21 protein-coding genes are annotated in these 26592 nt (G+C 56.2%); 13 read left to right on the top strand and 8 right to left on the bottom strand.

The window, feature by feature from the left end:
• Window positions 1-23: 23 nt before the first annotated feature.
• Entirely contained in the window at window positions 24-3035 is a 3012-nt protein-coding gene (locus ACYSMN_RS05570) for a SusC/RagA family TonB-linked outer membrane protein (RefSeq protein WP_488922862.1), read from the bottom strand.
• Between the two features lie 1387 nt (window positions 3036-4422).
• Here ACYSMN_RS05570 and ACYSMN_RS05575 point away from each other — a divergent pair.
• From ACYSMN_RS05575 to ACYSMN_RS05635, 13 genes are all read left to right on the top strand, one after another.
• On the top strand, window positions 4423-5406 hold the full coding sequence (locus ACYSMN_RS05575; protein ID WP_488922863.1) for an alpha/beta hydrolase-fold protein: 984 nt from the start codon (window positions 4423-4425) through the stop codon (window positions 5404-5406).
• A gap of 306 nt (window positions 5407-5712) precedes the next feature.
• Window positions 5713-7128, top strand: a complete 1416-nt coding sequence (locus ACYSMN_RS05580) for an anthranilate synthase component I family protein (protein WP_488922864.1) — start codon at window positions 5713-5715, stop codon at window positions 7126-7128.
• 96 nt (window positions 7129-7224) lie between these two features.
• Window positions 7225-7791, top strand: coding sequence for an anthranilate synthase component II (locus tag ACYSMN_RS05585; protein ID WP_488922865.1), 567 nt, complete (start codon window positions 7225-7227; stop codon window positions 7789-7791).
• 103 nt (window positions 7792-7894) lie between these two features.
• Complete coding sequence (trpD, locus tag ACYSMN_RS05590; protein WP_488922866.1) at window positions 7895-8884, top strand: anthranilate phosphoribosyltransferase; 990 nt, start codon at window positions 7895-7897, stop codon at window positions 8882-8884.
• A 105-nt stretch (window positions 8885-8989) separates the two neighbouring features.
• The gene (trpC, locus tag ACYSMN_RS05595; RefSeq protein WP_488922867.1) at window positions 8990-9796 is read left to right on the top strand and encodes an indole-3-glycerol phosphate synthase TrpC; all 807 of its coding nucleotides are present in this window, start codon (window positions 8990-8992) and stop codon (window positions 9794-9796) included.
• A gap of 240 nt (window positions 9797-10036) precedes the next feature.
• Window positions 10037-10669 (top strand): phosphoribosylanthranilate isomerase, encoded by a 633-nt coding sequence (locus ACYSMN_RS05600; protein ID WP_488922868.1) that lies wholly within the window; start codon window positions 10037-10039, stop codon window positions 10667-10669.
• Between the two features lie 78 nt (window positions 10670-10747).
• A complete protein-coding gene (trpB, locus tag ACYSMN_RS05605) occupies window positions 10748-11938 on the top strand; it encodes a tryptophan synthase subunit beta (RefSeq protein WP_488922869.1) in 1191 nt (396 codons plus the stop codon).
• 97 nt (window positions 11939-12035) lie between these two features.
• Window positions 12036-12815, top strand: coding sequence for a tryptophan synthase subunit alpha (gene trpA / locus ACYSMN_RS05610; RefSeq protein WP_488922870.1), 780 nt, complete (start codon window positions 12036-12038; stop codon window positions 12813-12815).
• A gap of 92 nt (window positions 12816-12907) precedes the next feature.
• On the top strand, window positions 12908-13921 hold the full coding sequence (gene aroF, locus ACYSMN_RS05615) for a 3-deoxy-7-phosphoheptulonate synthase (protein WP_488922871.1): 1014 nt from the start codon (window positions 12908-12910) through the stop codon (window positions 13919-13921).
• Between the two features lie 833 nt (window positions 13922-14754).
• Window positions 14755-16086 carry a helix-turn-helix domain-containing protein gene (locus tag ACYSMN_RS05620; protein WP_488922872.1) on the top strand — a complete coding sequence of 444 codons (1332 nt, stop codon included), beginning with the start codon at window positions 14755-14757 and terminating at the stop codon, window positions 16084-16086.
• A gap of 90 nt (window positions 16087-16176) precedes the next feature.
• A complete protein-coding gene (locus ACYSMN_RS05625; protein ID WP_488922873.1) occupies window positions 16177-16650 on the top strand; it encodes a hypothetical protein in 474 nt (157 codons plus the stop codon).
• Between the two features lie 447 nt (window positions 16651-17097).
• Window positions 17098-17832, top strand: a complete 735-nt coding sequence (locus tag ACYSMN_RS05630) for a phenylalanine 4-monooxygenase (RefSeq protein WP_488922874.1) — start codon at window positions 17098-17100, stop codon at window positions 17830-17832.
• Between the two features lie 255 nt (window positions 17833-18087).
• Entirely contained in the window at window positions 18088-18843 is a 756-nt protein-coding gene (locus tag ACYSMN_RS05635) for a phenylalanine 4-monooxygenase (RefSeq protein ID WP_488922875.1), read from the top strand.
• A 169-nt stretch (window positions 18844-19012) separates the two neighbouring features.
• Here the strand turns inward: ACYSMN_RS05635 and ACYSMN_RS05640 are convergent, their stop codons facing one another.
• The 7 genes from ACYSMN_RS05640 to ACYSMN_RS05670 form a co-directional block, all read right to left on the bottom strand.
• The gene (locus tag ACYSMN_RS05640) at window positions 19013-19483 is read right to left on the bottom strand and encodes an Mpo1 family 2-hydroxy fatty acid dioxygenase (protein WP_488922876.1); all 471 of its coding nucleotides are present in this window, start codon (window positions 19481-19483) and stop codon (window positions 19013-19015) included.
• Window positions 19484-19626: 143 nt separating this feature from the next.
• Window positions 19627-20490, bottom strand: coding sequence for a dienelactone hydrolase family protein (locus tag ACYSMN_RS05645; protein ID WP_488922877.1), 864 nt, complete (start codon window positions 20488-20490; stop codon window positions 19627-19629).
• Window positions 20491-20611: 121 nt separating this feature from the next.
• On the bottom strand, window positions 20612-21847 hold the full coding sequence (locus ACYSMN_RS05650; RefSeq protein ID WP_488922878.1) for a serpin family protein: 1236 nt from the start codon (window positions 21845-21847) through the stop codon (window positions 20612-20614).
• 148 nt (window positions 21848-21995) lie between these two features.
• The gene (locus ACYSMN_RS05655) at window positions 21996-23339 is read right to left on the bottom strand and encodes an ABC1 kinase family protein (protein ID WP_488922879.1); all 1344 of its coding nucleotides are present in this window, start codon (window positions 23337-23339) and stop codon (window positions 21996-21998) included.
• 144 nt (window positions 23340-23483) lie between these two features.
• Window positions 23484-24170 carry a TetR/AcrR family transcriptional regulator gene (locus tag ACYSMN_RS05660; protein ID WP_488922880.1) on the bottom strand — a complete coding sequence of 229 codons (687 nt, stop codon included), beginning with the start codon at window positions 24168-24170 and terminating at the stop codon, window positions 23484-23486.
• A 67-nt stretch (window positions 24171-24237) separates the two neighbouring features.
• On the bottom strand, window positions 24238-25563 hold the full coding sequence (locus tag ACYSMN_RS05665; protein WP_488922881.1) for a cryptochrome/photolyase family protein: 1326 nt from the start codon (window positions 25561-25563) through the stop codon (window positions 24238-24240).
• 116 nt (window positions 25564-25679) lie between these two features.
• The gene (locus ACYSMN_RS05670) at window positions 25680-26393 is read right to left on the bottom strand and encodes an SDR family NAD(P)-dependent oxidoreductase (RefSeq protein WP_488922882.1); all 714 of its coding nucleotides are present in this window, start codon (window positions 26391-26393) and stop codon (window positions 25680-25682) included.
• Window positions 26394-26592: the final 199 nt, after the last annotated feature.

A 26592-nucleotide genomic window follows, 5' to 3' on the forward strand; every position in this document is an offset into this window, starting at 1 on the left:
GGTTGCAAGTACTTACGTACCAATTAGAAGCCCAGATTTAGTCCCACTGTAAACGTCCGCGGACGAGGGTAAACGTTGCGGTCGATACCGAACGTGGAAGCAGTGTTGGCACCGCCCGTAACGATTTCAGGGTCAAGGCCCTTATAATCAGTTATAACGAATGCGTTCTGAACAGCGAATGTTAAGCCAAAGTTTAGTTTCTCATTGAAAAGTTTACCACCGTTGTAGCCAACCGTAATATTGTCCATGCGCAGGAAGGAAGCATTTTCAATGTAGTAGTCGGAGAAATACTGATTGTTGCCGAACTGAGTCTCCAGAGCATTGGGCGAAACGTTACCCAGGAAAGCATTCGGGTCGAACAGGCTGCGGAAAGTGCCCCGGTCCGAGTAGATGTTGTTATACACGTAGTTGTCGAGGTAGCTGCGTAGCGTGAAGGCGAGGCTAAACTTGCGGTACGACGCATTCGAGCTGAAGCCAAGGATGGTCTTCGGGTTACCCGATTTGTAGCGGTACTTGTCGAGGTCGGTGATGACGCCATCACCGTTCAAATCAGCATACAACCCTTCAATCGGCTTGCCATCGGCGTTGTACACCTGTTTGAACACGTAGAACGAGTTAGCAGGAAAGCCAACGGAGTTGATCTGAACGTTGTTGCCGGTACCGCCCGAAATACCACCTACCAGATAGCCCGGAAAGTTTGGGTCCACAACATCATTGAGCTGCGTGATTTCGTTCTTGTTGTAGGCAATGTTGAAGTTGACGTTCCAATTGAAGTCTTCCGTGCGCACGGGCACCAGATTCAGCGCGGCCTCAATACCGTTGTTCTCAAGCGTACCAACGTTACGAGCAAACTCGTTCGTGTTGTTGGAGCCGGCGGCCAAAGCCACTACTGACAACAAGTCTTTGGTTTCGCGCTGGTAAACATCAACCGAGCCAGAGATACGGTTATCCAGAATGCCGTAGTCTAAGCCGAAGTTGAAGGTGGTTGTTTCCTCCCATTTCAGATCGGTGTTATAACCTTCAGGACGGAGGGTTCTGAAGAAAGAGTTGCCAAACTGCACCTGCGCGGCAGCGTCGCCGTTAGTGTAGCGGGCGAGGAAAGGATAGTTTCCTACCGCTGCTTCCAGATCCTGCTGACCAGTGATGCCATAACCGCCGCGTAGCTTCAGCTCTGAAAGCACACTTACATCTTTCAGAAAGGATTCTTCCTTCAGGCGCCACGCCAAACCCACGGCGGGGAAGTAGCCCCAGCGGTTGTCTTTGCTGAAGCGTGAGGTGCCGTCCGCCCGAAACGTAGCCGTCAGGATGTAGCGATCCTTGAGCGTATAGTTAGCCCGGCCGAAGAAGGATACGAGCGTATACTGCGTTTTATCCGGGTAGGAAAGACGAGCCGGCGCGAACTCCGTGCCATCAGCCCGCAGATCAGGATACCGGGGATCCTCACGAATGAAGTCCTGGTAGGAGTAACCACCCGTTACATCAAACCGGCTGCCGCCAGCTTGCTTGTTGTAATTCAGGTAGAAGTCGAGCAGCTTGTTGTAGCGGTCTTGGCTGTAGGTGTTATTTTCACCGCCGCGGCTGAATGCGCGCGCTGAGTTAGCCTCTACGAAACGGCTTCCTTCGCTCGACGAACGGTCGTAGCCCAGGTTCAGATTTGCCCGCAGATCAGGGAAGAAAGGAAGCTTGTAATCGAGTTGGGCATTGCCGATGAAACGGTCAACCGTGCTTTCGTCGCGCCGCTGTTCCAGAATTGCTAGCGGATTCCGGGTTGCTTGGGTGTTCGGGTCGCCGTTGGCTTGGGTCCACTCGTAAAAGCCCCCAAACTTGCTATCGCTGGCATAGATGGGCTTGGTAGGATCGAAGTTGATGGCGGAAGAGATGGCAGCATCGGCGTCAGCGAAGCGGCTATCAATGCGTGAGCCTTTAGCATTGATTGTCACGCGCAGATTGTCGTTGAGCAATACGGGAGTCAAGCTAATGGACCCCGTAACGCGCTTCAAGCTGGTAGTTTTGAGAATGCCATCCTGATTTAAATAGCCGCCTGATACCCGGAAGGGAAGCTTTCCCACCGAACCGGTCAAGCTCAAGTTATTGTCGTAGGTAGAGGCCGAGCGGAAAATAGCGTCCTGCCAATCCGTGTTGGCTGTGCCCAACAGTGCTTTTTGGTCAGTTGTGCCACGCTCATTAACTATGGCGCGAAACTCATCTGCGCTGAGCACATCCACTTCATTAGCTCGCTTTGAGCGAGAGTACTGCGAGTTGAAAGCAACTGTAAGCTTTTCTCCTTGCAAGCCTTTTTTGGTGGTGATGAGAATAACCCCGTTAGAAGCGCGCGAGCCATAAATCGCAGTAGCTGAGGCGTCTTTTAGAACTGTGTATGTCTCGATGTCGTTGGGATTGATGAGGCTCAACGCGTTGGATGCGCCATTGATACCAGCATTATCAACCGGCACACCATCGATTACGATCAATGGGTCGTTGGTGGCATTAAGCGAGGCGCCGCCCCGGATGCGGATAACACTAGCTGCACCAGGAGCACCGCCGCCAGATGTGATTTGCACGCCTGCTACTTTACCAGCAATCAGTTGTTCTGGGTTCGTGATTTGGCCTTGCACGAAACTTTTCGAATCGACGGTGGCTACCGCCCCCGTTACATCCTGCCTGCGCTGCGTGCCGTAGCCCACCACTACTGCCTCGTTGAGCAGGGTGGTGTTTTCGTTTAGCGTGGAGGTAGGCACCGCCGAGTTCTGGCCCGCCGTCACGGTCACGGGAATCCGGGAGGTAGTGAAACCCACGAAGGAAATAATCAGCGTTTGCGAGCCAGCCGGAACACTCTGGATAGAGAAAGTGCCGTCCGAATTAGTGGAGTTGCCGAGCGAAGTGCCTTCGATGAGGACGGTTACGCCGGGCAGTCCTTCGTTCTTCTCATCAACGACGCGGCCACTTACGGAACCAGTCTGAGCGAATGCACCGGTGAACCCGGTACATACAAACAGCAGCAGAAACAGTAGTTTCGCCAGGTAGGGTTGTTTCATTGAAAAAATGTTAGGGGGGTTGGGATGTACTTTTCCGGATTCGCCGGAGTGGGAATTGATGGCAAAATGTAAAGGCTGCACAAACGAAACGAGGCCTAGCCGGCGGAGCTTGCTTCTTCTCATTTGAGGACCGTCCAACATCACCATATCGTTAAGAAACTACGCAATTTAAAGTAGTGTGCTTGACAAATACAATGGCTTGACTACCTGAAAGAGGTATAATGATAATTGGACTCTAGTTCTGCACCAGCGCCTGAAAATAAAGAAATCAGATTATGTATTGCTCTCCAGATAACAAGCACCACTAGCGCGAGAGGAAAGCAGAGCATATAAAGTAGCTTGTCTCCTATTTTAAGGCTTTGTTGATGGCAAATCCGGCCAGCCGCCTCGTGTGTGCTTGTTGTTGAGTATCGGTGCTATATTGATCATTAGTGTGTGCACTCGCTGATGCTGTATTTTGAGGTGCAAGGTGTCTGTTGTCAAAAGTCGCTGTTAAGGCATTAGAAATATGTGCTGAATATTTGGCTCAGATTGCTAAATAAACATTGCGTTCAGTGGCTGCAAACTTGCCGAGATCAACCGATATGTTCTTGCTGCTCGAAACATGAAATACTGGAAAGTCAATTTAGAACCAGTAGGCCTAAAGGTTTAAGATTGCTTTATTTCTCTCTTTTTTGGATATATCTTAGAACTGTATTTCTACTGTAATGAGTAGCTTGGCCGTCTGAGTGAGCAGACGCTCACCACAGTTTCTGTTTGAGATACATCGGTGCTAATGTGCTATCATGGTTGGCGGAGATAAATCCGTTTTCTGGGAAAAATACAGATAAATGGAACTGAATTTAAGGCAGGAAGTGTAGGATTCTTCCTGATAGAGGCAGATGTAGGCACCCTGAAACGCTTTAGTCGACAACTTTGCTAGTGAGTTCACACTCACTATTACCAGCCGCTCATGAGGTTTCTACTCTCACTACAATTGTTGCTTCTGCTACCCACCACTATGGCAGCTCAGAGCATAGTTTCAATTAGTCGTGTGCCAGCTAACACTCCTCCTACCGATACGCTCTACCTGGCAGGTTCCTTTAATGAGTGGAATCCGTGCAGTACAGCATACATTCTTAAGCGCAGTCCAGACGGTAGATACCAAGCCAAGTTGCCGGCAAACGTTGTAGGAACGATAGAGTTTAAAGTGACTCGCGGCACTTGGGCAAAGGTGGAAACCGATGCGCAAGGCAGCGAAATCAAGAATCGGACTTATACTATAGGGAGCAAGCCAGCCACGCTCGCTATTCAGGTTGCGAACTGGAAGGATTTAGGAGGAACAAGCCAGCCCTGCGTAAGTACGGCACTACAGCCCAACGTACGCCTATTTAGCACCCAATTCGCTATGCCGCAGCTGGGCCGCAACCGCCGTGTCTGGGTGTACCTGCCCAACGACTATGAGACTGAAACAGCCAAACGCTACCCGGTACTTTACTTGCACGACGGACAAAACGTGTTCGACGCTTGCACCAGCTTTTCGGGTGAGTGGGGCGTGGATGAAACCCTGAGCCAACTGCAACAGCAGGGACTTGACGCTACGGGCAGTATTGTGGTGGCCATAGACAACGGCGGGCAGGAACGGTTGAACGAGCTTTCGCCGTGGCGAAATGCCAAGTACGGTGGTGGACAAGGCGACCAATACGTCGACTTCCTGGTTCAGACCCTAAAGCCGTACGTGGATGCTAATTACCGCACGCTTACCGGCCGGGAGTACACTGGAATTGCGGGCAGCAGCATGGGCGGACTTATATCAGCTTATGCGGCACTGAAGTACCCTTTGGTGTACAGCAAAGTAGGCGTGTTTTCGCCCGCCTTTTGGTTTGCGGAGAAAGAACTATTCGCCTACTTACGGCAGCACGCTCCACGTCCCGAAGCGCGGTTTTACTTTATAAGCGGTATGCGGGAGAGCGAAACAATGGTGCCCTTGATGCGAGCTATGCGCGACTCACTGGCTGGTAGAGGCGTGCCTGCTGACTATTTACGTTACGCCACCCAAACCGATGGCCAACATGCTGAATGGTTCTGGCGGCGTGAGTTTGCCGCGGCGTATCAGTGGCTCTATGGTCCGGTCACTGCTGGTGCTTCCAAACCAGCCCAGACCCTACAGTTCAGTGCGTATCTAACACCGGACCAACGTAAGCTGATGCTGAAATTGCCAGTTCCAAGTCGTAAGACTACATTAGAAATAACAGCAGCTGGCCGACGAGTACTCAAAAAAAGAATCAGCTTTAGAGACTCTGTTGATGTGAGGCAGCTACCGAAGGGAGAGTATGTGTTGCGGCTGTCGGCAGGTGAGCAAACAGGTGCTCAGTTGCTGGTGAAGCAGTGAAGCAAATTATCAGTAACGCAATACTGTCTATCTTTCATTGCAAGAAATTCATCTGAAAAGTTGAAAATCTATTTGGATGGCAAAAAACGAAGTCTACCTTTGTGCCACTCAACGCCTCAACTGACCTAATTGGCAATGACTGCTCACATGACGCTGCAAGCTTGGTGGTGGCCCAACGGAATATCCGGACGGGACAGCCTGTGCGCGTAGTGGAGCCATATACCTCTGCTCAAGCAAACAAACAGCAAGCCCGGCCGCCCGCCGGGCTTTTTTAATGTCCGGCGTTCAACCTCCCTCAACGCCACTATGAAACACTTTCAACTCCTCACTCGCCACACTCGCGTACTCGCCGACACCGTTACGCCCGTGGGCCTCTACCTGCGTCTCCGCGACCGGTACCCCAACTGCCTGCTGCTGGAAAGTTCCGATTACCACGGCCAGCAAAACGCATTTAGCTACTTGGCTTTTGATCCGCTGGCTCGGTTTGAAGTGCGCAGCGGGGAACTGACCTTGACGCTGCCGGATGAAACCACGGAGAAGGAAACCCTGGCTTCGCCGGGCCTCGCGCTGGAACGGTTGCAGGAATTTGCAGCGAGCTTCGCCACCGAGGACACGGGGTTCGACTTCATTACGGGCGGGCTGTTTGGCTACGTTGGTTACGAAGGCGTGCAGTACTTCGAGGAACTGGAGCTGCGGGCCGACAAGCAGCCAGCGGGCCAGATCCCGGACATCATATACGGCACCTACCGCTACGTAATTGCCGTCAACCACTTTCGCAACGAGCTGTACGTGTTTGAGCACACGCTGGCGGGCGAAGAAGTAGACCCCGATGGCCTAACCCACCTGGTGCATCTGATTCGGAACCCTTCATTGCCCGAATACAGCTTCCAGGCGACGGGGGAGGAGCAAACCAATCAAACCGACGAGGAGTTTTTACGGGTCTTGGCCGCTGGCCGCCAGCATTGCCACCGGGGCGACGTATTTCAGATTGTGCTTTCGCGGCGTTTCCAGCAGGGTTTTACCGGCGACGAATTCAATGTGTACCGGGCGTTGCGCTCTATTAATCCGTCGCCGTACCTGTTCTACTTCGATTACGGCAGCTTCAAGATCTTCGGCTCTTCGCCCGAAACCCAACTGCTCATAAAAGGCCGCCAAGCCAGCCTATTCCCCATTGCCGGCACTTTCCGTCGCACCGGCCACGACGCTGAAGACGCCGCGCTGGCGCGAAAGCTGGCTGAAGACCCCAAGGAAAACGCCGAGCACGTGATGCTGGTGGACCTCGCCCGCAACGACCTGGCCCGCCACGGCGACCAGGTAGAGGTGAAAACCTTCCGCGAAATTCAGTTCTACTCGCACGTTATTCACTTGGTGAGCGAGGTAAAAGCAACGTTGGCGCCCGACGCCAGCCCCTTGCAAGTGGTGGCCGATACATTCCCGGCTGGTACGCTCTCTGGCGCGCCCAAGCACCGCGCCATGCAACTCATCGATGCTCTGGAACCTACCGCTCGTGGCTACTACGGCGGTGCCATCGGCCACCTGGGTTTCAATGGCGACTTCAACCACGCCATCATGATTCGCTCCTTCCTGAGCACCGGCGGGCAATTGTATTTCCAGGCTGGCGCGGGGGTAGTGGCCGCTTCCGACATCAACTCCGAACTACAGGAAGTGCATCACAAGCTAGCCGCGTTGCGCAAAGCCTTGAAAGAAGCCGAAACAGTGTAAGTCGAATCTCAATTACTCAACGCACACCAACGAGCATTTACGCTGGTCTGCCCCAACTCCGTCCACTTCCTGCGCAACGCATAAAACTCACCTCTTATGAATATCCTCGTCCTCGACAACTACGACTCCTTCACCTACAACCTCGTGCAGGTGCTGCGGGAGCTGGGCCATACCAGCAACGTCACCGTCATTCGGAATAATAAGCTGGCCGTGGAAGATGTGGCGGCTTATGATGCCGTGCTGCTTTCGCCGGGGCCTGGCTTGCCATCGGAGGCGGGCCTTATGCCGGAGGTGATTCGTCGATACGCTCCCACGAAGCGGATATTGGGTGTTTGTCTCGGTCATCAGGGGTTAGCGGAAAGCTTCGGCAGTGAGCTGTATAATTTGCCCGATGTGCTGCACGGCGTGGCAACGGATGCCGAAGTGGTAGCCGACGACCGGCTATTTGCGGAGTTGCCCCGGCAGTTTCGGGTGGGGCGCTACCACTCGTGGAGCGTGCGGCCGGAGTCGGTGCCTGCCACGCTGGAAGTAACGGCCCGCGACGCCGATGGACAAGTGCTGGCGTTTCGGCACCGCGAATATGACGTGCGCGGCGTGCAGTTTCATCCCGAGTCGGTACTGACGGAGCATGGGCACCAGATGATGCGCAACTGGCTGGCTTGATGCGCCCCATGCTCGGAATGACAGTAGCGCCGGGCAGCTGCGGACGGGTTTATCGGCATTCAACTTCTTATATGATTCGCCGGGCGAAAGCAAGGTGTTAGGGATGAAGCAAATTCTCAATCAATTGTTCGACCAGCAACTGCTGACTCACTCCGAGGCGCGGGAGGCCATGCTGCGCATTGGGCAGGGCGAGGCCAACGCGTCGGAGATGGCCGCTTTCATGACCGTGTACCGGATGCGGCCTATTTCGGTGCCCGAGCTGGCCGGTTTTCGCGAGGCCTTGCTCAGTCTGAGCCGCAACCCCGAGCTAGGCACCCGCGATACGGTGGACATTGTGGGTACGGGCGGCGACGGTAAGAATACGCTCAATATCAGTACGCTGGCTTGCTTCGTGGTGGCCGGCGCCGGATACAAAGTCACCAAGCACGGCAACGTGGGCGTTTCGTCGGTCTGCGGCTCGTCGGATGTGCTGGCGCAGCTGGGGGTGGATTTTCAGAGCGGCAACGAGGTGCTGAAGCGCCAATTGGAGCGAGCCAACATCTGCTTTCTGCACGCACCATCCTTCCACCCGGCCATGCGCCACGCCGGGCCGGTGCGGCGCGAACTGGGGGTGCGCACGTTCTTCAACATTCTGGGGCCGCTCGTGAATCCGGCGCGGCCCCGCTACCAAGTGGCTGGCACGTTCAACTTGGAGCTGCTGCGCCTCTACCAGTACCTGCTACAGCAGACCGATACGCGCTATGCTGTGGTACATGCCCTCGATGGCTACGACGAGCTTTCTTTGACCGGCGCCGCCAAGCTGGCCACTTCCGCCGGAGAACGGGTGGTGCAGGCCGCCGATTTAGGCTTGCTCGCCACGCAACCCGCTGAGTTGGCGGGTGGCCGCACGGTGGCCGAATCGGCCAAGCTTTTCGTGGATGTGCTGGAAGGCCGGGGCACCCGCGCCCAGCGCGACGTAGTGACGGCCAACGCGGCCTTGGCCATCAGCTGCCTGGAACCAGAGTTCAGCTTTGCCGATTGCCTGGCCGCGGCTCAGGAATCTCTGGATGCGGGAAAAGCCCGGCAGGCGCTTCGGCTGTTAGTCTGTGACTAGGTAGTTGCGTATCGTGGCGGCGCTACTTGAGTAGTCCTTCATCATTTCATTCACCAACTCGAACTCGTGGCCGGTAGCCACACTCCAACAACTCTACTTCACACCATGACTATACTGGATAAAATAATTGCCCATAAGCGCCAGGAGGTGGCCAACTGCCAGAGCTTGGTGCCTATCAAGCAGCTGGAGCAGAGCCTGTACTTGGAGGCGCAGCCGTTGAGTCTGCGCCGCTACCTGCTCCGCGACGACCTAAGCGGCATCATTGCGGAGTTCAAGCGCAAGTCGCCGAGCAAGGGCTTCATCAATCAGCACGCGCCGGTGGAGCGCACCACGCTCGGCTACATGCAGGCGGGCGCGTCGGCACTGTCCATCCTCACGGACACGGAGTTTTTCGGCGGCAAGAACGAGGACCTCACCATTGCCCGGCGCTACAATTTCTGCCCCATTCTGCGCAAAGACTTCGTGGTAGACGAGTATCAGATTCTGGAAGCTCGGAGCATTGGGGCCGACGCCGTGCTGCTTATTGCCGCCGCTCTTAGTGCCGACGAGGTGCTGCGCCTGGGCCGTTTCGCCAAAAGCCTAGGTTTGGAAGTGCTGCTCGAAATTCACAATGCCGACGAACTGAACCGCACCCTGCACCCCGACGCCGTAACGCTGGTGGGTGTCAACAACCGCAACCTGCACGACTTCAGCGTCAGCCTCGACACTTCCGGCGAATTAGCGCAGCGCATTCCGGCCGAATTCGTCAAAGTGACGGAAAGTGGGCTGACTTCGGCCGCTGACATCCAGGCGTTGCGAGCCGTGGGCTACCAGGGTTTTCTAATCGGCGAGACATTCATGCGGCACAGCCGGCCGGAAAAGGCTTGCGCCGCGCTGGTGCAGGAATTGCGCGCTGTAGTAGTGAGTAGTTAGTATTGAGATATGAGACATTAGTATTGAGTAGTGAGATATGAGTAGTGAGATTATAGCGATTTTGTAAACGATGGGGCCTTTGTCACTTCTGCAACATTGTATTTTTCAGCAGTTAATATCAGGGGGGCGGTGCATCAGACCCGAAACCGCTATAAAGTGAATAGCGAAAACAAAGACTTAAAAAACATCTAAATAATCACTACTCATGTCTCACTACCTAATACTCACTACTCAATACTAATGTCTCAGTACTATCTAAAGGTGTGCGGTATGCGCGAACCGGCCAACGTGGCGGCCGTAGCGGAGTTGCGGCCAGATTTCTTGGGATTCATTTTCTACCCGAAATCCAGCCGCTACGTGGGAGAGAACCTGCGGCCGGAAAGTCTGGCTCAGCTACCGACTGCTATTCAGAAAGTGGGTGTGTTTGTGGATGAGGACGTGGCGGTGATAAAGCAGCGCATTGCCGACTATGGCCTGAACCTAGTACAGCTGCACGGCCACGAAACTCCCGAAATCTGCGCTGTGCTCCAGGCTGCCGGTGTACGTGTTATCAAAGCATTTGCGGTGGGAGAGGAGCTGGATGTTGCGGCTCTGCAACCCTACGTGGGCCGTGTCGATTTCTTCCTCTTCGATACGAAAGGCGCGCAGCCCGGCGGCAACGGCACCGTCTTCGACTGGCGACAATTGGAACAATATCACCTGCCGGTGCCTTACTTTCTGGCGGGCGGCCTCGGCCCGGAGCACGCCGAAACCTTACGAAACCTACGTCTGCCCGGCCTCTACGCCCTGGACCTGAACAGCCGCTTCGAAACCGCGCCCGGCCTAAAAGATGCCGAATTGCTGCGCCAGATGTTTACTGACTTACGAACCTGACATGGTAGCCCGCTACGTGCTGCCACCAGCACACTGCGAAACACCGCGCCACCACTGCGTAACACTGCGAGAAACCCCATGACCTACCAAACCCCCACGGAACGCGGCTACTACGGCCAATTCGGCGGCGCCTTTATCCCCGAAATGCTCTATCCCAATGTGGAAGAGTTGCGCTCCACCTACCTCGATATCCTGGCCGAGCCGGAGTTTCAGCAGGAATACCAGCAGCTCCTCCGCGACTATGTAGGCCGGCCCACACCGCTGTTCGAAGCCAAACGGCTATCGGCACGCTATAACACGCGCATTTTCCTCAAGCGCGAGGACCTGTGCCACACCGGGGCCCACAAAGTTAACAACACGGTGGGGCAGATTCTGCTGGCCCGGCGGCTGGGCAAAACCCGCATCATCGCGGAAACTGGCGCGGGCCAGCACGGCGTAGCCACGGCCACGGTGTGCGCGCTCATGGGCATGCAGTGCGTGGTGTACATGGGTTCCGTGGACATGGAGCGGCAGCGGCCCAACGTGGAGCGTATGCGCCTGCTCGGGGCCGAAGTACGAGCGGCCCTCAGTGGCAGCCGCACCCTCAAAGACGCCACCAACGAGGCCATTCGGGACTGGATTTCCAACCCCGTCGACACGCACTACATCATTGGCTCCGTGGTGGGGCCGCACCCGTACCCCGATTTGGTGGCGCGGCTGCAATCCGTCATCAGTGAGGAAATGCGCTGGCAACTGCTGGAGAAAACCGGCTCCGAGCTGCCGCAATACGTGGTGGCTTGCGTGGGTGGCGGCTCCAACGCGGCCGGCGCGTTCTACCACTTTCTCGATGAGCCATCGGTACAATTGGTGGCGGTGGAAGCGGCCGGGCACGGTATCACGTCCGGGCACTCGGCGGCTACGTCGGTGCTAGGCAAGCCGGGCATCATTCACGGCTCCCGCACGCTGCTCATGCAAGACGAAGACGGCCAAATTACGGAGCCGTACTCGCTGTCGGCGGGGCTCGATTATCCGGGTATTGGGCCGCTGCACGCCTATCTGGCGGCGGAAGGCCGGGCGTGCTTCATCTCCATTGAAGACGAGCCTGCCCTACGTGCCGTGGCCGAATGCAGCCGCCTCGAAGGCATTATCCCCGCCCTCGAAACCGCCCACGCCCTGGCCGCCTTAGACCAGCTTGGCGCGGGGCCCGATGAGGTAGTCGTCATCAACCTCTCCGGCCGCGGCGACAAAGACCTCGACACGTATTTGAAGTACGCCGATAAGCTCACTTAATTTCCCGCAGAGGGCGCAGAGGTTTCCGCAGAAGTCGCGGAGGTCGTTCTTCTGCGTCATCTGCGGAAACCTCTGCGCCCTCTGCGGGAAACTCTACATGAACCGAATCCAACAAGCCTTCCAACGCAAGCAGAAGGGCCTGCTCAACGTCTACTTCACGGCCGGCTACCCGCGCTTGCATGACACCGTGCCGCTCATCGAAGCCCTCACCACCGCCGGCGCCGACCTCATCGAAATCGGGATGCCCTTCTCCGACCCGCTCGCCGATGGCCCCGTGATTCAGCAGAGCAGCACCGTGGCTCTGCAAAACGGCATGAATATGCGCGTGCTCTTCGGGCAGCTCAAAGACGTGCGCCACACCGTGCCCGATACGCCCATCCTGCTCATGGGCTACCTCAATCCGGTATTGCAATTCGGGGTGGAAAACTTCTGCCGCGAAGCCGCCGCTGCCGGCGTAGACGGCGTTATCCTGCCCGATTTGCCACTCGACGATTATGTAACCGAATACCAGGAAATCTTCCAGCGCTACCACCTGCGGCCGGTGTTCCTCATCACGCCCCAAACCGCCCCGGACCGTATCCGCCGCATCGATGAGCTAACGGATTCCTTTCTGTACCTCGTGTCGGGCCCTGGCACCACGGGCGGCGCCAATACGCAAGCAGCCGGCGTGCAGGAAGCCTATTTCCAGCGCATCGAGGACATGCAGCTGCGCAATCCGCGCCTCATCGGTTTCGGCATAGCCGACAAAGCCTCTTTCCAGCGCGCCTGTCGATACGCCGAAGGCGCCATCATCGGCTCGGCCCTCATTCGGGCTTTAGATGACACTGAAGACGCGCCAGCCGCCGCCGCAAGGTTTGTAAAATCAGTCCTACAATAAAATCTTACGCGGTATGCTGACGCCTGCACACCGCGCCAACACCGCGAAACACCGCGCCAACACCGCGAAACACTGCGAGAACCCGACCACGCATGATAATCCAGCTCGACCCCACCATCCAGGAAGCCGACCAGCAGGCCATTGAAGCCCGTATCAAAGCCCTCAAATACAAAGTCACCGAGGTCAAGACGCAGCGCGCGCACTACCTCGTGGCCATCGGCAAGGCCGAAGTAGACCTGCGTGCCATCGGTCAGCTGCCCGGCATCCTGGATCTGCACCGCGTCTCGGACGACTACAAGCTGGTGAGCCGCAAATGGCGCGTACGCCCCACCGTACTCGACCTCGGCGACGGGGTGCGGATAGGTGAGGGCAGCCTCACGCTGGCCGCCGGCCCGTGCAGCATCGAGAGTGAAGCGCAGATGGAAGGCATCATGCAGCACCTGCTCGATAATGGAGTGCGCATCATGCGCGGGGGCGTGTTCAAGCCTCGCTCGTCGCCGTACTCGTTTCGGGGGCTGGGCATGGAGGGGCTGAAACTGTTCCACCAAATGGCCCGGCAGCGCGGCATCAAAATCGTGACCGAGGTGATGCAGGTGTCGCAGGTGGAGGAGATGCACGATTACGTGGACGTATTCCAGGTGGGCGCCCGCAACACGCAGAACTTCAACTTGCTCGACGCGCTGGGCGGGGTTGATAAGCCAGTGATGATTAAGCGCGGTATTTCGGGCACGTTGGAGGAATTGCTGTCGTCGGCAGAGTACGTGTTTTCGGGTGGCAATGAAAAGCTGATTCTGTGCGAGCGAGGCATCCGCACCTTCGAAACTGCCTCTCGCAACACCCTCGATCTCAATGCCGTGCCCATCCTCAAGGAGAAAACCCACCTGCCTGTCATCGTGGACCCTTCGCACGGCATCGGCATCCGCGAGTACGTATCAACGATGGCGCTGGCCGGTGTTATGGCTGGCGCGGATGGCATCATCTACGAAGCCCACGAGAAGCCCGAAGAAGCCGCCTCCGACGGCCAGCAAACGCTCAACTTCGACGAGTCGGCCCGCCTGATTCGCAACCTGCGCAAAGTCTACGCGCTGCGGCAGGAGCTGGAATAGTTGGATATTGGTTGTTGGTTTTTCTCTCAGGGCTTACGCACGGCGGTCCACGGGAAGCCCCGGCGGGGCGGCATATCGGTAGGAAAACCCTGGTAATGATTAACCGAGCCCCGGCGGGGCGACACTAATCGTTGGACGGTTGGTGTCGCCCCGCCGGGGCTCGGAGGCAGTAGAGCAACAGGGTACTACCAATATGCCGCCCCGCCGGGGCTTCCCGTGGACCGCCGTGCGTAAGTCTTATGATTGCTGGTTTCAGCCAGTCATGAATGATTCGGCTAATTGCCCCTGCCAGCCGGCAGGTCTGGCGTGAGCCGTAGGTCTTCGGTCCATTCTCAAATAATCATTTGGCCACTACGAACAGCCAGTTAGAGCTTGCGGAGGCTCCAATAAGTAGTTCCGAGGGTGTTTTTTCTCCCTCTGAGGGAGAAGAAACACCCTCGGAACTACTTATTGGAGCCTCCGAACGAGTAAAAACACCCTCGGAGGGAGAAAAAACACCCTCGGAGGGTGTTTTTAGAGGATCAGAAGGAGAAAAAACACCTTCCGAAGGAGTTATTGGAGCTTCTTGAGTAGCAATTACTCGTTCCGAAGAAGAAACGGCCACCTCGCTGTGGGCAATCAGCGCCTATAAGCTCATATTTGTTGCTTCTAAGACTGGTCTAGCGTTACCGATGTGGCACGGACTTCAGTAAAGTTGTTGCTGCGCGTCAGGACTGGCTTTGAGGCGGAGCGTTACCGATGTGGCACGGACTTCAGTCCGTCGCCTTACACGGTTGCTTGCAAGGCACTATCCGAGCTTTCCCACCAGCAGACCGGCGTAATCCAAAACCAACATGACCTTCACCTTCAGCGCCTACAGTGCCCTGCTGCTGCCCTTCTTCTTGCAGGGAGTAGTGGTAGCCGTGGTGTTGCTGGCCCGTGGCCGACGGCATGGCTCGCCTGCCGATGGGTGGCTGGCGCTGCTGCTGTTGCTGCAAACGGCGCGACTGGCGCAGTGGATGCTGGGTTTCGGCGGCTGGTACGACTCGCACGATGCCAGCTCGACGTTCATGTTCTATTTTCCCTTCAGCAACTGGCTGGCGGTGGGCCCGGCGTTTTACTTTTACTTCCGCAGCCTTACCAACCAGGAATTCCGGTTCGAGCGGCGTCATTGGTGGCATTTTGGGCCGGCGCTGGCGTATTTGGGTTGGAAGCTGGTAGCGTACGGAATAGACGTGGGGTGGCAGCACGCCGTACTCGGCCAGCCGTTCCCCTTTCACTTCGGCACTAAAGGCCGGCTGGCCAACGTGGCCGATGACGTGGTCGGCTGGGTGGAGGCGCTAGGCTACGTGTCGGTGGCCGTGTACAGCTGGCTCACCTTGCGCGACTACCGTGCCTACCGCCGCTACATCAACGACTATTTCTCCGATACGGAGCGTATCCGGTTCGTATGGCTGCGTAACCTGTTGGTAGCCATGCTGGTGGGCGTCAGCATCACGTTCTTGTTCAGCGTCGTGGATGTTGGCCTCATGGGGTTGTCTTACTACCAGTTTTGGTACGAGTATTTGTTGACCGGCATTCTGATTTATTTCCTGAGCATTGCCGGCTTGTTGGCTAATCATCGACTAGCCGCCCCGCTGCATTTTCAGCCAGCCCCAGAATCTGTTGTGCCAGTCGCCGCCAATGAAGCAGCCGAAATCGAGACAGATGCAACCGTCGTTGTTGCACCGCTAATATTTGCTGCTGATCAAGTACCAGTTGCTCGGGCTGGTTTAGGGCAAATGTCAGCGCCGACTGAGAAGCTGACAGTACCCGATACCAGCGTGCCTGCCGATTCTGACCCAGAGCTACAGCGCTGGGCCGCCCGGCTCACCCGCCACATGGAAACGGCCCGCCCCTATCTGGCCCCCGAACTAACGCTGGGCGAACTCGCCTCCCAGCTGCGCACCAACACGTCCACGTTGTCGCGCATCATCAATGCCGGGTTTGAGCAGAACTTCAACGACTACATCAATACCTACCGGGTGCGGGAGGCGGAACGTAAGCTCAACGACCCCCGCTTCGCCCACTATACATTGCTAGCGGTGGCCCTAGAATCGGGCTTCAATTCCAAATCCACTTTCAACCGGGTCTTTAAAAAGCTGCGCGGCGTTACTCCTAGCCAGATAAGCAGTGCCAATTCATAAGTTGGGACGTCTCGATGCATAATCTGAGGCGTTTAAGATAAGTGCGGCCGGCACCTTTGAGTCATTCCAACATACTCAAAGTCTTTCGCCATGGACAAGCTCTTTACCGCAACCTCATCCTCTTCGCACCTCGCCGCTGTGGCTGGGCTACTCTTCCGCCTACACATTGGTGTATCTAGCGCCTTTGGGGCTGGCCGTCGGGTGGTCGTGGTGGGGGGAGTGGTACTCGCCTTATGTTCTGCTACTGCCTGCTGGGCCCATTTGCGCTCTAATCTGCTGATTGAACCAAGCAAGCAATTCGTGCTAGGAGGCGGGCAGCCAGGGGCCTTCAAAGTAGTAGCTCGAAACATTGGTAAGGTGGATGTCGAGTTTAAGGAGCGCCCGGCCGGGGGAGGCATTTTCGGTAAGGGAATACTCAAACCAGGCCAACGAGCCACGTTGCGTTTTGGCGCCGGTTCTACCGCTCTTCTACTCAATCCCTCCCCACAAACCGCCAACCTTGACCTTGTCGTCACGGGAGATACAAACCTAACCATGAGCTATGAGCCAAATGATAAGAAATGAAGTTGCTGCTGTGAGTGCAGGTCTATTCTCCCATTGAGGCTATAGCCTGCCTTTATGTAATACACACGTTGCACAAGTGAAGAGGTACAATTCACGAAAATGTAGCTGTGCTTGTAGGGCGGGTAAAGAAAAAAGTGACTATAATTTTGCTTATTAGCCTTAAAGTCAAAGGGGGTATTGTCAAGAATAAGTGATTATATTGTCCAGTTGACTTAAAATAAATGTGCCTTTGGGGTGTACAACTTATTTCCGAGTTTTTCTATATTTGCTTCATCATGTTGAATCTGTCCGCGAAATGCTTCTACCTAACCAATATTCGCCCTGTGATGGGCGGGGTCGGGCTGCATTGCCGGTACGGAAGCTAAAGGAACATGAAACTCCTTCTCCTCTGAAAACCAGTAAGGCCCGACTCCAAAAGGAATCGGGCCTTTTTTTATGCCCACTGCCATGTTTCAGCAACACTACGACCGGTATACGGCGCAGGACCAGTTGGTCTGGAAAGTATTGTTCGACCGCCAAACTGCGCTGCTGCACAAGCGCGCGTGTTCCGCTTTTGCGCAAGGTCTGCAACGCATTGGTTTTCATCGCAACGCCATTCCTAACTTCGATGAAGTGAGCCAGCGCCTCCACCAAGCCACCGGCTGGACGTTGGTGCCAGTACCGGGCATGGTAGATGACGCCACGTTTCTCAATCTGTTGGCCGACAAGAAATTTCCGGCTACCACTTGGCTCCGCAGCATGCAGCAGTTCGACTTCATCGAAGAACCCGATTTGTTTCACGATGTATTCGGGCACGTGCCGCTGCTTACGGATGCGGCCTTTGCCAACTTCCTGCAATTCCTGGGGCACGTGTCCCGCCTGCACCAGCACGATGCGCAGGCGTTGCAGCGGCTGCGGGCGCTCTACTGGTTCACGGTGGAATTTGGGCTAGTGCTCGAAGAGGGCAAACCCCGCATCTACGGCGCGGGCCTGCTTTCGTCGGCGGGGGAGGTGCACCATTGTGTGCACGACGAAACCACCCGCCACGCCTTCGATCTGGCCACTGTATTGCGCACCAGTTTCAGCGAAGTGCGGTTTCAGGAGCAATATTTCGTGCTGCCGCATTGGGAGCAGCTCACCGAAAGTGTAGCCGAACTGTCGGCCCTTCTAGCCACCAATTGGCAACTGAATACCGTGCCGTAGCGGCAGAAGAAAATGCGTATGCTCTTGTAAGTACGCCAGCTTCGTTTACCTTTGCCCCGATGACACTCCTCACTTCGCGCTATTACGCCTATACGCTGTACGTTCCCTCTGGGAGCGGAGCGGTGCTGGCGTGTTCCGAAGAGTAATCATCTTCCCCGGACATTTCGAAAGCCTGCTTCCGCTCAGCGGAGGCAGGCTTTTTCTTTTCAACCCCTTCACAAACGACTTTTTCTAACCTCTCATTTCTCTTTTGGTATGATGTCTTTGCCCACTTCCGCTGCACCCACCACTCTGCCTTTGCTCACGCAACAGTACAGCCACTACACCGCCGCCGACCAGCACGTGTGGCAGCTCTTGTTTGACCGGCAGATGGAATTGCTACCAGACCGGGCCGCCGACGTTTTTATCCAGAAAGTAAGCGAGATAGGCTTCACCCGCAACGGTATTCCCGACTTCCGGGAAATAAACCCCCGCTTGCAACGACTCACTGGTTGGGAATTGGTAGTGGTGCCGGGCATCGTCGATGATGCTGTATTCTTCGGGCTGCTGGCCGATAAGAAGTTTCCGGCCACCACGTGGCTGCGCAAGCTAGAGCAACTCGATTACCTAGAGGAGCCCGACATGTTCCATGATGTATTCGGGCACGTGCCGCTGCTGCTGGACCCAGGCTTCTCAAATTTTCTACAGCAGCTAGGAGAAGCTGCGTTGCGCAACATCACTCGCGAGCCAAGCACGCTGGACATGTTCACGCGCCTGTACTGGTTCACGGCGGAGTTCGGCCTGTTGCGCCAAGCAGATGGTTTGCGCATCTACGGCGCCGGCCTGCTGTCTTCGCACGGGGAGGTGAAGTTCAGCCTCAGCGAGAAACCCACTCGTCTTGATTTCACGTTGCGCGGGGTATTAGAGACGCCTTTTGAGAAAGACCATTTCCAGGAGCTCTACTTCGTACTCGACGATATGCAGCAACTCCCGGAAGCCTTGCAGGAACTGGTGCAGCAACTAGAGCAATAAGTATAAAACCGTAGGGGCCGGTTCGCACTGCGAACCGGCCCCTACGGTTTTATAGAAAGTCGAAGTTTGATAGGAGTGCTGGGGCGCTAGGCTACGTTCAGAAGATATGCAGAGAGGCGTACCATAACGTAGTCTGACTTCTCACCTCTCAGTTCTAAGCTCTTCCTATTTAGTACCTCCAGCCCAGTGCTCGGTAGACGAAGTGCAACAGCCACAATGGCCCGATAAGTAGGAACTGCACGTCTTTGAGAAAGGACGGTTTTTTGCCCTCTATCTTATGCCCCCAGAACTGGCCTATCCAAGCTACTACAAACACAATCAGGCACACGGCCCACAATGGCAGCACCGCGCTACCATCGACAAAGCGAAGAGCCGCCGCCATCACAGCCCACACCAGCAACATACCAATGGAGAGCCGCACCGAAAGCCGCAGGTAGTACACTATAGCTAGAAGCATCACCAGAGTGCCCAGATTCAGCCACGGGCTAATGGCGCGCAGGGCCACCGGCATCGGCACCGACCACAGCAAACCCAGCAACGAAAACATGATCAGCGGCACGCACACCCAATGCACGAGCTTGTTGGTGGGATTTTGGTGACTTTCGCCGTATTCGGAAAGCAAGGTGGGAAGAGTGGCCATGGCACGAAGGATGGGTGGGATGAGAAGCACAGAAGAAGCCTAGGTGGTAAAAGATAGAGCTTAGTACTTAAAAAGAAAAGGAGCAGCCTGTTGAGGCCGCTCCTTTCATTAACGGACAGCGCCGCCTCGGTAATGAGCTGAGGTTAGCTTTTCAGCTTGAGGTTTTTCTTCAGGTAGGTTACGGCAGCCGCGTGCGCGTCGTCGCCAAAGGTCTTGTTGTACTTAGGATTGGACGGATTGGCAAAGCCGTGGTCCGCGTCGTAGGTTTTCACGGCCAGGCCTTTTTTGGCGGCAGCCATGTCTTTCTGGAACTGGTCCACTACCTTCTGATTGATCCACTCGTCTTTTTTGGCAAAAACGAATACCACATCCGTGTTTAGCGTCTTGAGCTTAGCCACGTCTTTTTCGGGCATACCGTAATACATCACGCAGGCTTTGGTTTGCGGGCCAGCTAGCAGGGCAGTTTGCAGGCTCCAGCCCCCACCAAAGCACCAGCCGATGGTGGCTACCTGCGCTTTCGGACCAGCGTATTGTATGCCGCCTTTAATGATGGCCTGGGCCCGGTCGGTTTTTACGGCTTGCATGAGCTTGCCGGCTTCATCGGCAGTGGTAGCTACTTGTCCGTCGTAGAGGTCGAGGGCTATAACGTTAACGCCGGGTAGCTCTTTGGCGAATTTTGCGGCTTCCTGCTTGATATAATCGTTGAGGCCCCACCACTCGTGAATCACGAACAGGTACTTGTCGGATGGTGTGGCGCTCTTGACCTCGAAGCCTTTGCCGGTTTGCCCATCGGGCGTTTTAAACTCAATAGCCTGACCTTCGCCGGCGTAGGTGTAGGGTAGGGGAGTGTCGTGGCTGCCGGAGAAATTTTCGTTGGAGGCCAGCATGGCAAACGCCTCGGTGGCATTCTGGCTGGCCGGTTTCGCGCAGCAGCTCATGGCGCTTTGGGCCGAGGCCATGGTGATAGTGCTCAGCAATGCTGCGCAAAGAGTCCAGAGTTTTTTCATGATGGGCAAAAAGTAGAACGGTGAATGGTTGTGCCTCCCACAAGATGCAGAGGCACTATTTTGTTTGCAGAAGCAGGCAATGCCGCAGCAATTTCACAGCAGCCTAAGACAAAACTCTCCGCTACAAAGTAGCAGGATCATAGATAGCACCGCTGAACAGCACGACCCGCGTCTGCTCATCCACAATGGCGCAAAAGAAAGGTTTATCTGCCCGCACAACCACGCGCTTAGGAGCAGCTTGCGGCGGCCCGGCACCTGCCATGGCCATTAGTGCTGTTGCGGCAGCTGCTTCGGTGCCTTGTTCGTCTACAGTTAGGTACGTTTTGTGGAGGATGGCATCAATAAAACCACCTTCCGGAACAGGAAAGCCCATAGGAGAAAAATCGGCTCCGGGTGTAAATATGGGTGCTAGTCCTGCCGCTTTCAGCGGTTCAACTAAATCTTGTTCCCAAGTCACCCGAAACCGAGGTAGAGTGAAATCTACTTCCAGCCGCTCAGACTGCTGCCGGAAAGCAGCCATCCACTTTTGCCAGTTTTGCTCCGTGAGCTGGTCTAGGAAGGCTGGTAGACCAGCTGGGTTATCGGGCACAAAGATGTACATGGCCGTATAGCGCGGATACCCTTCGTAAAATAAGCGCACTGCCTGCCAGCCTTTTTCACGAAAGTATCCAATATCGGTACTAGTCTGCTGCATGAGAGGTAGCTGCCGATGTTGGCCGTTAACCAGAGTAAAGTTACCAGGCTTGGTGTCGGCGGCATCAAACTCATTCTGCCACTTCCCTTTAAAGTACACGCTATTTACCAACACCACGGAGACTGAGGGCGGGCCAGCTAGTGCTTCTGGACTCACTATTGCCGTAATCTTACCTTGGGTGTGCTGGTCAACCCAACGGTTGATACGTGGAGCAGCATCCGCCGCCGTCATGTCCAGCGTGGCAGCCTCGGCCTGATAAAAGGTGCGGGCACGCTCTGCAAAAGCAGGTGCCAGAGTCAGATGTTTATCGGCCCAGATGCTGTTGGCAACGTGGAGCGTGGCCTGTGCGTCACTGTTTTGCAGGAAACTTTGGAGCTGCGTTGCTATGGTTTGGTCCAGAACGTCGGGAGCTACATGCTCTAGGTGTAGTGCACGGGCCAGTGCCTCACGCGTAGTGCCCGCCGTACCGCCCAGCACCATCGTGAGAGCCGAAGAAACGCTGAAGGGCGACAAGAAAACGTTGCTATGCGCCGCAGATTGAAGCAGTACCTGCCGGAGCAAGGCAAAGCCGAACTGGTTTTGAGCGGCGGCCAGATTCTCTACTGGCAAAATAGGCTGTGGGGCAGCTCCACTGGAATCAAACGAAGTAGTAGAATTAGGCATAGCTGATGGAAAACGAGAAGTCTTGCGCCTTCTGACGTATAGCCAGACAGCAGCAATACAGGCAATAAGAAACGCGGCGAACAGTAGCTCAGTCTTCATATACCAGCGCGGCAGTTGATTAACGAAGCCACTCCGCGTGGGCAAGCTACTATAAAGTAGCGACCGGCTGGGGCACTTCAGCCTTGGTGTGCACCACGGCGCGCAGCTCCGTAAGCAAGGCGTACAAGCCTACGTAAGTGCGGTTGAGGTAGATAAAATGCTCGGAGCCGCGTGGTTCCCGCTGCTGGCGCAGTTCGGGTTGCTGCATCAGGTCGTCGCCGAGGGCGTAGAGGGCCTGCATATAAGAAGGGTCGCCGAAGTCGAACGTGGGCTGGCGGAACGGGCGGCCCACGAGTTCCAGCGAAGCTTGCATGGTACTGATATAGAAGCTCCTTTTGTTGGGCGCATCTTCGGGGCGCACTACGCCGGCTTCTTCCAGCAACGAAGCAAGGCGGGCTGGATCGGCGAGAGTTTCGGGGGCGAGTAGGGCAGTGAACAGGCGGTGCACATCGGCCGGAATTTCTTTTACGCACCCAAAATCGAGGACGCCTAGCGTGCCGCCGGCTTCGGTGCGCAGCAGAAAATTGCCGGGGTGCGGGTCGGCGTGTACCTGGCGCAACTCATTGAGCTGGAACATGTAGAAATCCCAAAGCGCCTGCCCGAGTTGGTTGCGCACTTCCTGGGTGGGATTGGTTCCTAGAAACTCCCGCAAGTGCTGGCCTGCTAGCCAATCCATGGTCAGGATGCGGGCGGCGGAAAGCTCGGGATAGTAGCGCGGAAACTCCAGATGGGGCAGTGCGGCACAGGCGGCGGCAATCTGCTGACCCCGACGCAGTTCCAAAGCGTAGTCCGTTTCTTCGACCAGCCGCGTTTCCACCTCTTGCAGATAGGGCCGTACCGTAGCTTCATCAAGCCCCAATACACGCAAGGCAATAGGCTTCACCAGCCGAATGTCGGAGCGGATGCTGTCAGCCACGCCGGGGTACTGCACTTTTACGGCCAAGGCTTTGCCGTCTTTGCGAGCGAAATGAACCTGCCCGATGCTGGCGGCCTGCCGAGCGGTGAGGTCAAACTCATCAAAAACCTCGAACGGCGACTTGCCAAAAGCATCCCGAAATGACTTCACCACCAACGGCCCTGACAGCGGGGGCGTTTGGTACTGCGCCTGCGCAAATTGGTCGGTGTAAGCAGTGGGCAGCAGATTTTTTTCCATCGCCAGCATTTGCGCCACCTTCAGGACCGAGCCTTTCATCTCACTTAAGGCACCGTACAACTCAGCCGCGTTGGCCGCGTGCAGGTTTTCGGTGGTGCTTTCCGCGCCTACGGCCCGCTTGGCATAGTGCTTCACGTAGTTGGCGCCCACGTTGAGGCCGGTTTTGGCGAAACGCGCAGCCCGCGCCACTTTGGTGGTGGGCAGCGAGGAAAGAGGCGTATTTTCGGTTGGTGCGGACATGTGAAGATATCTCCCGAAGCGGTGCTTCGGCCAGAAAAATTTGTTGAACCGTTTTAGCTGTGAAGCCCTACTTATACCAAGCCTCTGGCGCCGCGCTATATGCTCTCATACAACTTGGTGATGGATACGGGCTACGAGCGTTGCTTAACGTCGGCGGCGGTTGTGCAGCAGGAAACGGACGAAGTCGGTGGCTGAATCCAGCGTGTTGCGGCCTACGAGGTCGAAGCTTAGAGTTACCGCTTTCTCGATGGCGGCGTCGGTGCGCTCGAAGTTGATGCTTTCATCTTTGGCGAAAAAGCCGAGTACGAACAGCTGTTGCTGCCAGAAGAAGCGCGGGTAACCATCCTGAATAACCTGCCGGTTCGCCACTTCCTCTCGCTGGCGGCCTTCACGCAGAATATCCGCCACGAAGTCCTCGAAGTCCTGCCGGAAATCGGCGAGCACGCGCGGAGTGAGGCCGGGCATTTTAGACAACGAGCGGCGCAAGGCGTTGAGCGCGTAGCTGCGGTTGCGCTTCAGAATTTCAATCAGCGTGTAGTAAAAGCCGAGTAGCTTTTCGCGGGCGCCGTACTGCTCCCAAACAGGCTCTTTGGATATCGTGGCCCGAGCTTCGCGGCCAAAATCGGCCCACAATTCCCGGTCAATAGCATCGAAATTGGGATAGTAGAGGTAGAATTCCTGCTCCGGCAAACCGAGTTGCTGCGTGAGTTTGTACACCGAAGCGGGCTGCCGGCCCTTGTCCAAGACGTAGTCGAGGTAGGCTTGCTTGATACGGGCTTTGGGCGAGGCCGCCGTTTCGGGGGCTACCTGGGGAGAGGGTTGCTGTTCCATAGTGCAGCTATAACCAGCAAATCAACCAATAAGTTGACTTAAAGGCAGAACGAAATGTTTTTCGTGCTTACCCCGGCCCAGCTGCCCGATAAGCCGCCCGGAGCGTGTCCACGGCCCGTCCCCGCGCGAATTTGTGGTCCACGATGGGCGGCGGATAGGCACTGGTTCCGTACTCAGGCACCCATTTTTTCACGTAGGTCAGCTCCGGGTCGTACTGCTCCAGCTGGCTTTGGGGGCTGTACACGCGGAACCACGGCGCGGCCACTACGCCGGTACCGGCCATCCACTGCCAGTTGCCGACGTTCTGGCTCATGTCGTAATCAAGGAGCTTATCGGCAAAATACCGGTCGCCCCAGCGCCAGTCGATGAACAGGTGCTTCACCAGAAAACCGGCCGTAGCAATTCGGGCCCGGTTGGGCAGGTAGCCGGTTTGGTTTAATTCGCGCATACCGGCATCTACCAGCGGATAACCGGTTCGGCCCTCGCACCATGCCTGAAATTCTGCCTCGTTGTTGCGGTAGGGCACGTGGCGCAGGCGCGGCTCGTAGCTTTCGGTGGCCGTGTTGGGGTAGTGCCAAAGCAGCATCATGAAATAGTCGCGCCAGATAAGCTCGGCCAGCAGCTTGGGATTCAGCTGCTGGGCTTGGCGCATCAACTCCCGGACGCTCAGTGTCCCGAAGCGCAGATGCACGGAGCGGCGCGTGCTGCTATCTACCCGGCCGGGCAGGTTGCGGGTGAGATGGTAGTTGCGCACCAATTCCTCGGCGGGCAGCTCAGCGGCGGGCACATACTGCCGAAACTCCTCGAACCCCATATCCGCTAGCGTGGGGCGGGCGGGCAGGTTGGGCAGTTGCGCCAAGTTTTCAGCTCCGAATAATTCAGCCGAAGGATGGGGGAGCAGTTGCTCGTCGCGCAGAGCCTCCAGCCATGCTTTGCGGTAGGCTCCAAATACCTTGGAAGGCTTGCCCGACTTGCCTAGTAATTCTTGCTTGGCGAAAATCACCTGATCTTTCAAGGCGTGAAACTCGGCACCGTGCTGCTGGCAAAGCTTGGCTACGGCCGTATCGCGCTCCGTGGCGTAGGGCTCGTAATCCTCGTTGGTGTACACGGCCGCCACCTCGTGCTCGGCCAGGAGCCGCGCAAAAACATCCAGCGGCCGGCCGTAGAAAGCCAGCAACTGACCGCCAGCCTGCTCGGCCTCACGACCTAGTCGCTCTACTTCATCATAGATAAACGTGACGCGCGCGTCGCGGCGGCTGGGCAGCAAGTCCAGAATTTCACGGTCGTAGATGAACAAGGGTATTACCGGAAAGCCGCTTTGCAGGGCCGCTGTCAGCCCGGCGTTATCGTGAAAGCGTAAATCGCGCCGGTGCCAGAAGAGAGCAACTTTCAAGATAGCAGAAGTAAGAAGTGAGAGAAGTCAGACCAGAGAAAAGACGTAGATTTTGTTGCTCTTGTTGTCAAACGGCCGTCTTGTTTCTTGCTCTGGCTTCTCCCCGCTACAATTGTTTATTTCAGCCGGCCCATGCCACCGTCTACGGGCAGCACTTGGCCCGTAATAAAGGAGCCATGGTTGGAAAGCAGGAAGGAAGCGGTGTAAGCCAGGTCTTGCGGCTGACCGATGCGCTGCAAAGGGTGGCGCTTGGCGCCGGCTTCCGCCTTTTCGGGCGTGTTCAGCAAGGACGCCGCCAAGGGGGTGTCGGTGAGCGAGGGGGCAATAGCATTAACTCTAACATTGCTGGCTGCATACTCGGCGGCTAGGGCGCGAGTAAGACCTTCAATACCAGCTTTAGCGGTGGCAATACTGGCGTGGAAGCTCATGCCGGTATCGGCGGCCACAGTGCTGAATAGCACCACGGAGGCGCCACCAGCTTTCTTGAGGCGCTTCATAGTGGCTTGCAACACTTGCACGGCACCCAGCACGTTCAACTCGAAATCAGCCCGAAAGTCCTCCACTGGAATTCGCTCGAAAGGCCGCAGCTTGATACTGCCGGGGCAGTACACCACGCCGTGCAACACCTCGGGCAACCCATCCAGCGCCGCGCCGAGCGGCTGCGTTACATCCAGTTCCTGGAAGGCAGTGCCCAATGCGGCTAGCTCCGGCGAAAGGTGGCGCGAAGCCGTGAACAAATTGGCTTCAAGCTCGTGTAGCAGTTGGGCGGTGGCCAGTCCGATACCCGACGAGGCCCCAACGATGAGGATGTTTTTGTTGGCGAATTCCATGAATGGTGGTTCAGATACGTAGCATTCCTCAGCAAACTCTGCTGTAGGAATAAGGTTTGCCGCATCTATTGTTCAATCTAGAAAGAAAGCCCGCTGAGTTGAGCGGAAAACCGCAAGGGTAACTACCATTCGGTACTACTTTGGGTCGGAAGATCGAACTACTGGTGGAGCGGCTTGCTACTTGTGAGAGCAGATAATC

It is taken from the genome of Hymenobacter sp. M1-2 (assembly GCF_057808495.1).

Excerpts from the sequence above, each read along its gene's own strand:
- trpA (WP_488922870.1), top strand. The coding sequence starts at position 12,036 with ATGAACCGAATCCAACAAGCCTTCCAACGCAAGCAGAAGGGCCTGCTC.
- ACYSMN_RS05630 (WP_488922874.1), top strand. The coding sequence starts at position 17,098 with ATGTTTCAGCAACACTACGACCGGTATACGGCGCAGGACCAGTTGGTC.
- ACYSMN_RS05625 (WP_488922873.1), top strand. The coding sequence starts at position 16,177 with ATGGACAAGCTCTTTACCGCAACCTCATCCTCTTCGCACCTCGCCGCT.
- ACYSMN_RS05660 (WP_488922880.1), bottom strand. The coding sequence starts at position 24,170 with ATGGAACAGCAACCCTCTCCCCAGGTAGCCCCCGAAACGGCGGCCTCG.
- trpB (WP_488922869.1), top strand. The coding sequence starts at position 10,748 with ATGACCTACCAAACCCCCACGGAACGCGGCTACTACGGCCAATTCGGC.
- ACYSMN_RS05650 (WP_488922878.1), bottom strand. The coding sequence starts at position 21,847 with ATGCCTAATTCTACTACTTCGTTTGATTCCAGTGGAGCTGCCCCACAG.
- ACYSMN_RS05600 (WP_488922868.1), top strand. The coding sequence starts at position 10,037 with ATGTCTCAGTACTATCTAAAGGTGTGCGGTATGCGCGAACCGGCCAAC.
- ACYSMN_RS05635 (WP_488922875.1), top strand. The coding sequence starts at position 18,088 with ATGATGTCTTTGCCCACTTCCGCTGCACCCACCACTCTGCCTTTGCTC.
- ACYSMN_RS05645 (WP_488922877.1), bottom strand. The coding sequence starts at position 20,490 with ATGAAAAAACTCTGGACTCTTTGCGCAGCATTGCTGAGCACTATCACC.
- ACYSMN_RS05585 (WP_488922865.1), top strand. The coding sequence starts at position 7,225 with ATGAATATCCTCGTCCTCGACAACTACGACTCCTTCACCTACAACCTC.
- ACYSMN_RS05670 (WP_488922882.1), bottom strand. The coding sequence starts at position 26,393 with ATGGAATTCGCCAACAAAAACATCCTCATCGTTGGGGCCTCGTCGGGT.
- ACYSMN_RS05570 (WP_488922862.1), bottom strand. The coding sequence starts at position 3,035 with ATGAAACAACCCTACCTGGCGAAACTACTGTTTCTGCTGCTGTTTGTA.
- trpD (WP_488922866.1), top strand. The coding sequence starts at position 7,895 with ATGAAGCAAATTCTCAATCAATTGTTCGACCAGCAACTGCTGACTCAC.
- ACYSMN_RS05640 (WP_488922876.1), bottom strand. The coding sequence starts at position 19,483 with ATGGCCACTCTTCCCACCTTGCTTTCCGAATACGGCGAAAGTCACCAA.
- trpC (WP_488922867.1), top strand. The coding sequence starts at position 8,990 with ATGACTATACTGGATAAAATAATTGCCCATAAGCGCCAGGAGGTGGCC.
- ACYSMN_RS05620 (WP_488922872.1), top strand. The coding sequence starts at position 14,755 with ATGACCTTCACCTTCAGCGCCTACAGTGCCCTGCTGCTGCCCTTCTTC.
- ACYSMN_RS05655 (WP_488922879.1), bottom strand. The coding sequence starts at position 23,339 with ATGTCCGCACCAACCGAAAATACGCCTCTTTCCTCGCTGCCCACCACC.
- ACYSMN_RS05580 (WP_488922864.1), top strand. The coding sequence starts at position 5,713 with ATGAAACACTTTCAACTCCTCACTCGCCACACTCGCGTACTCGCCGAC.
- aroF (WP_488922871.1), top strand. The coding sequence starts at position 12,908 with ATGATAATCCAGCTCGACCCCACCATCCAGGAAGCCGACCAGCAGGCC.
- ACYSMN_RS05575 (WP_488922863.1), top strand. The coding sequence starts at position 4,423 with ATGCCGCAGCTGGGCCGCAACCGCCGTGTCTGGGTGTACCTGCCCAAC.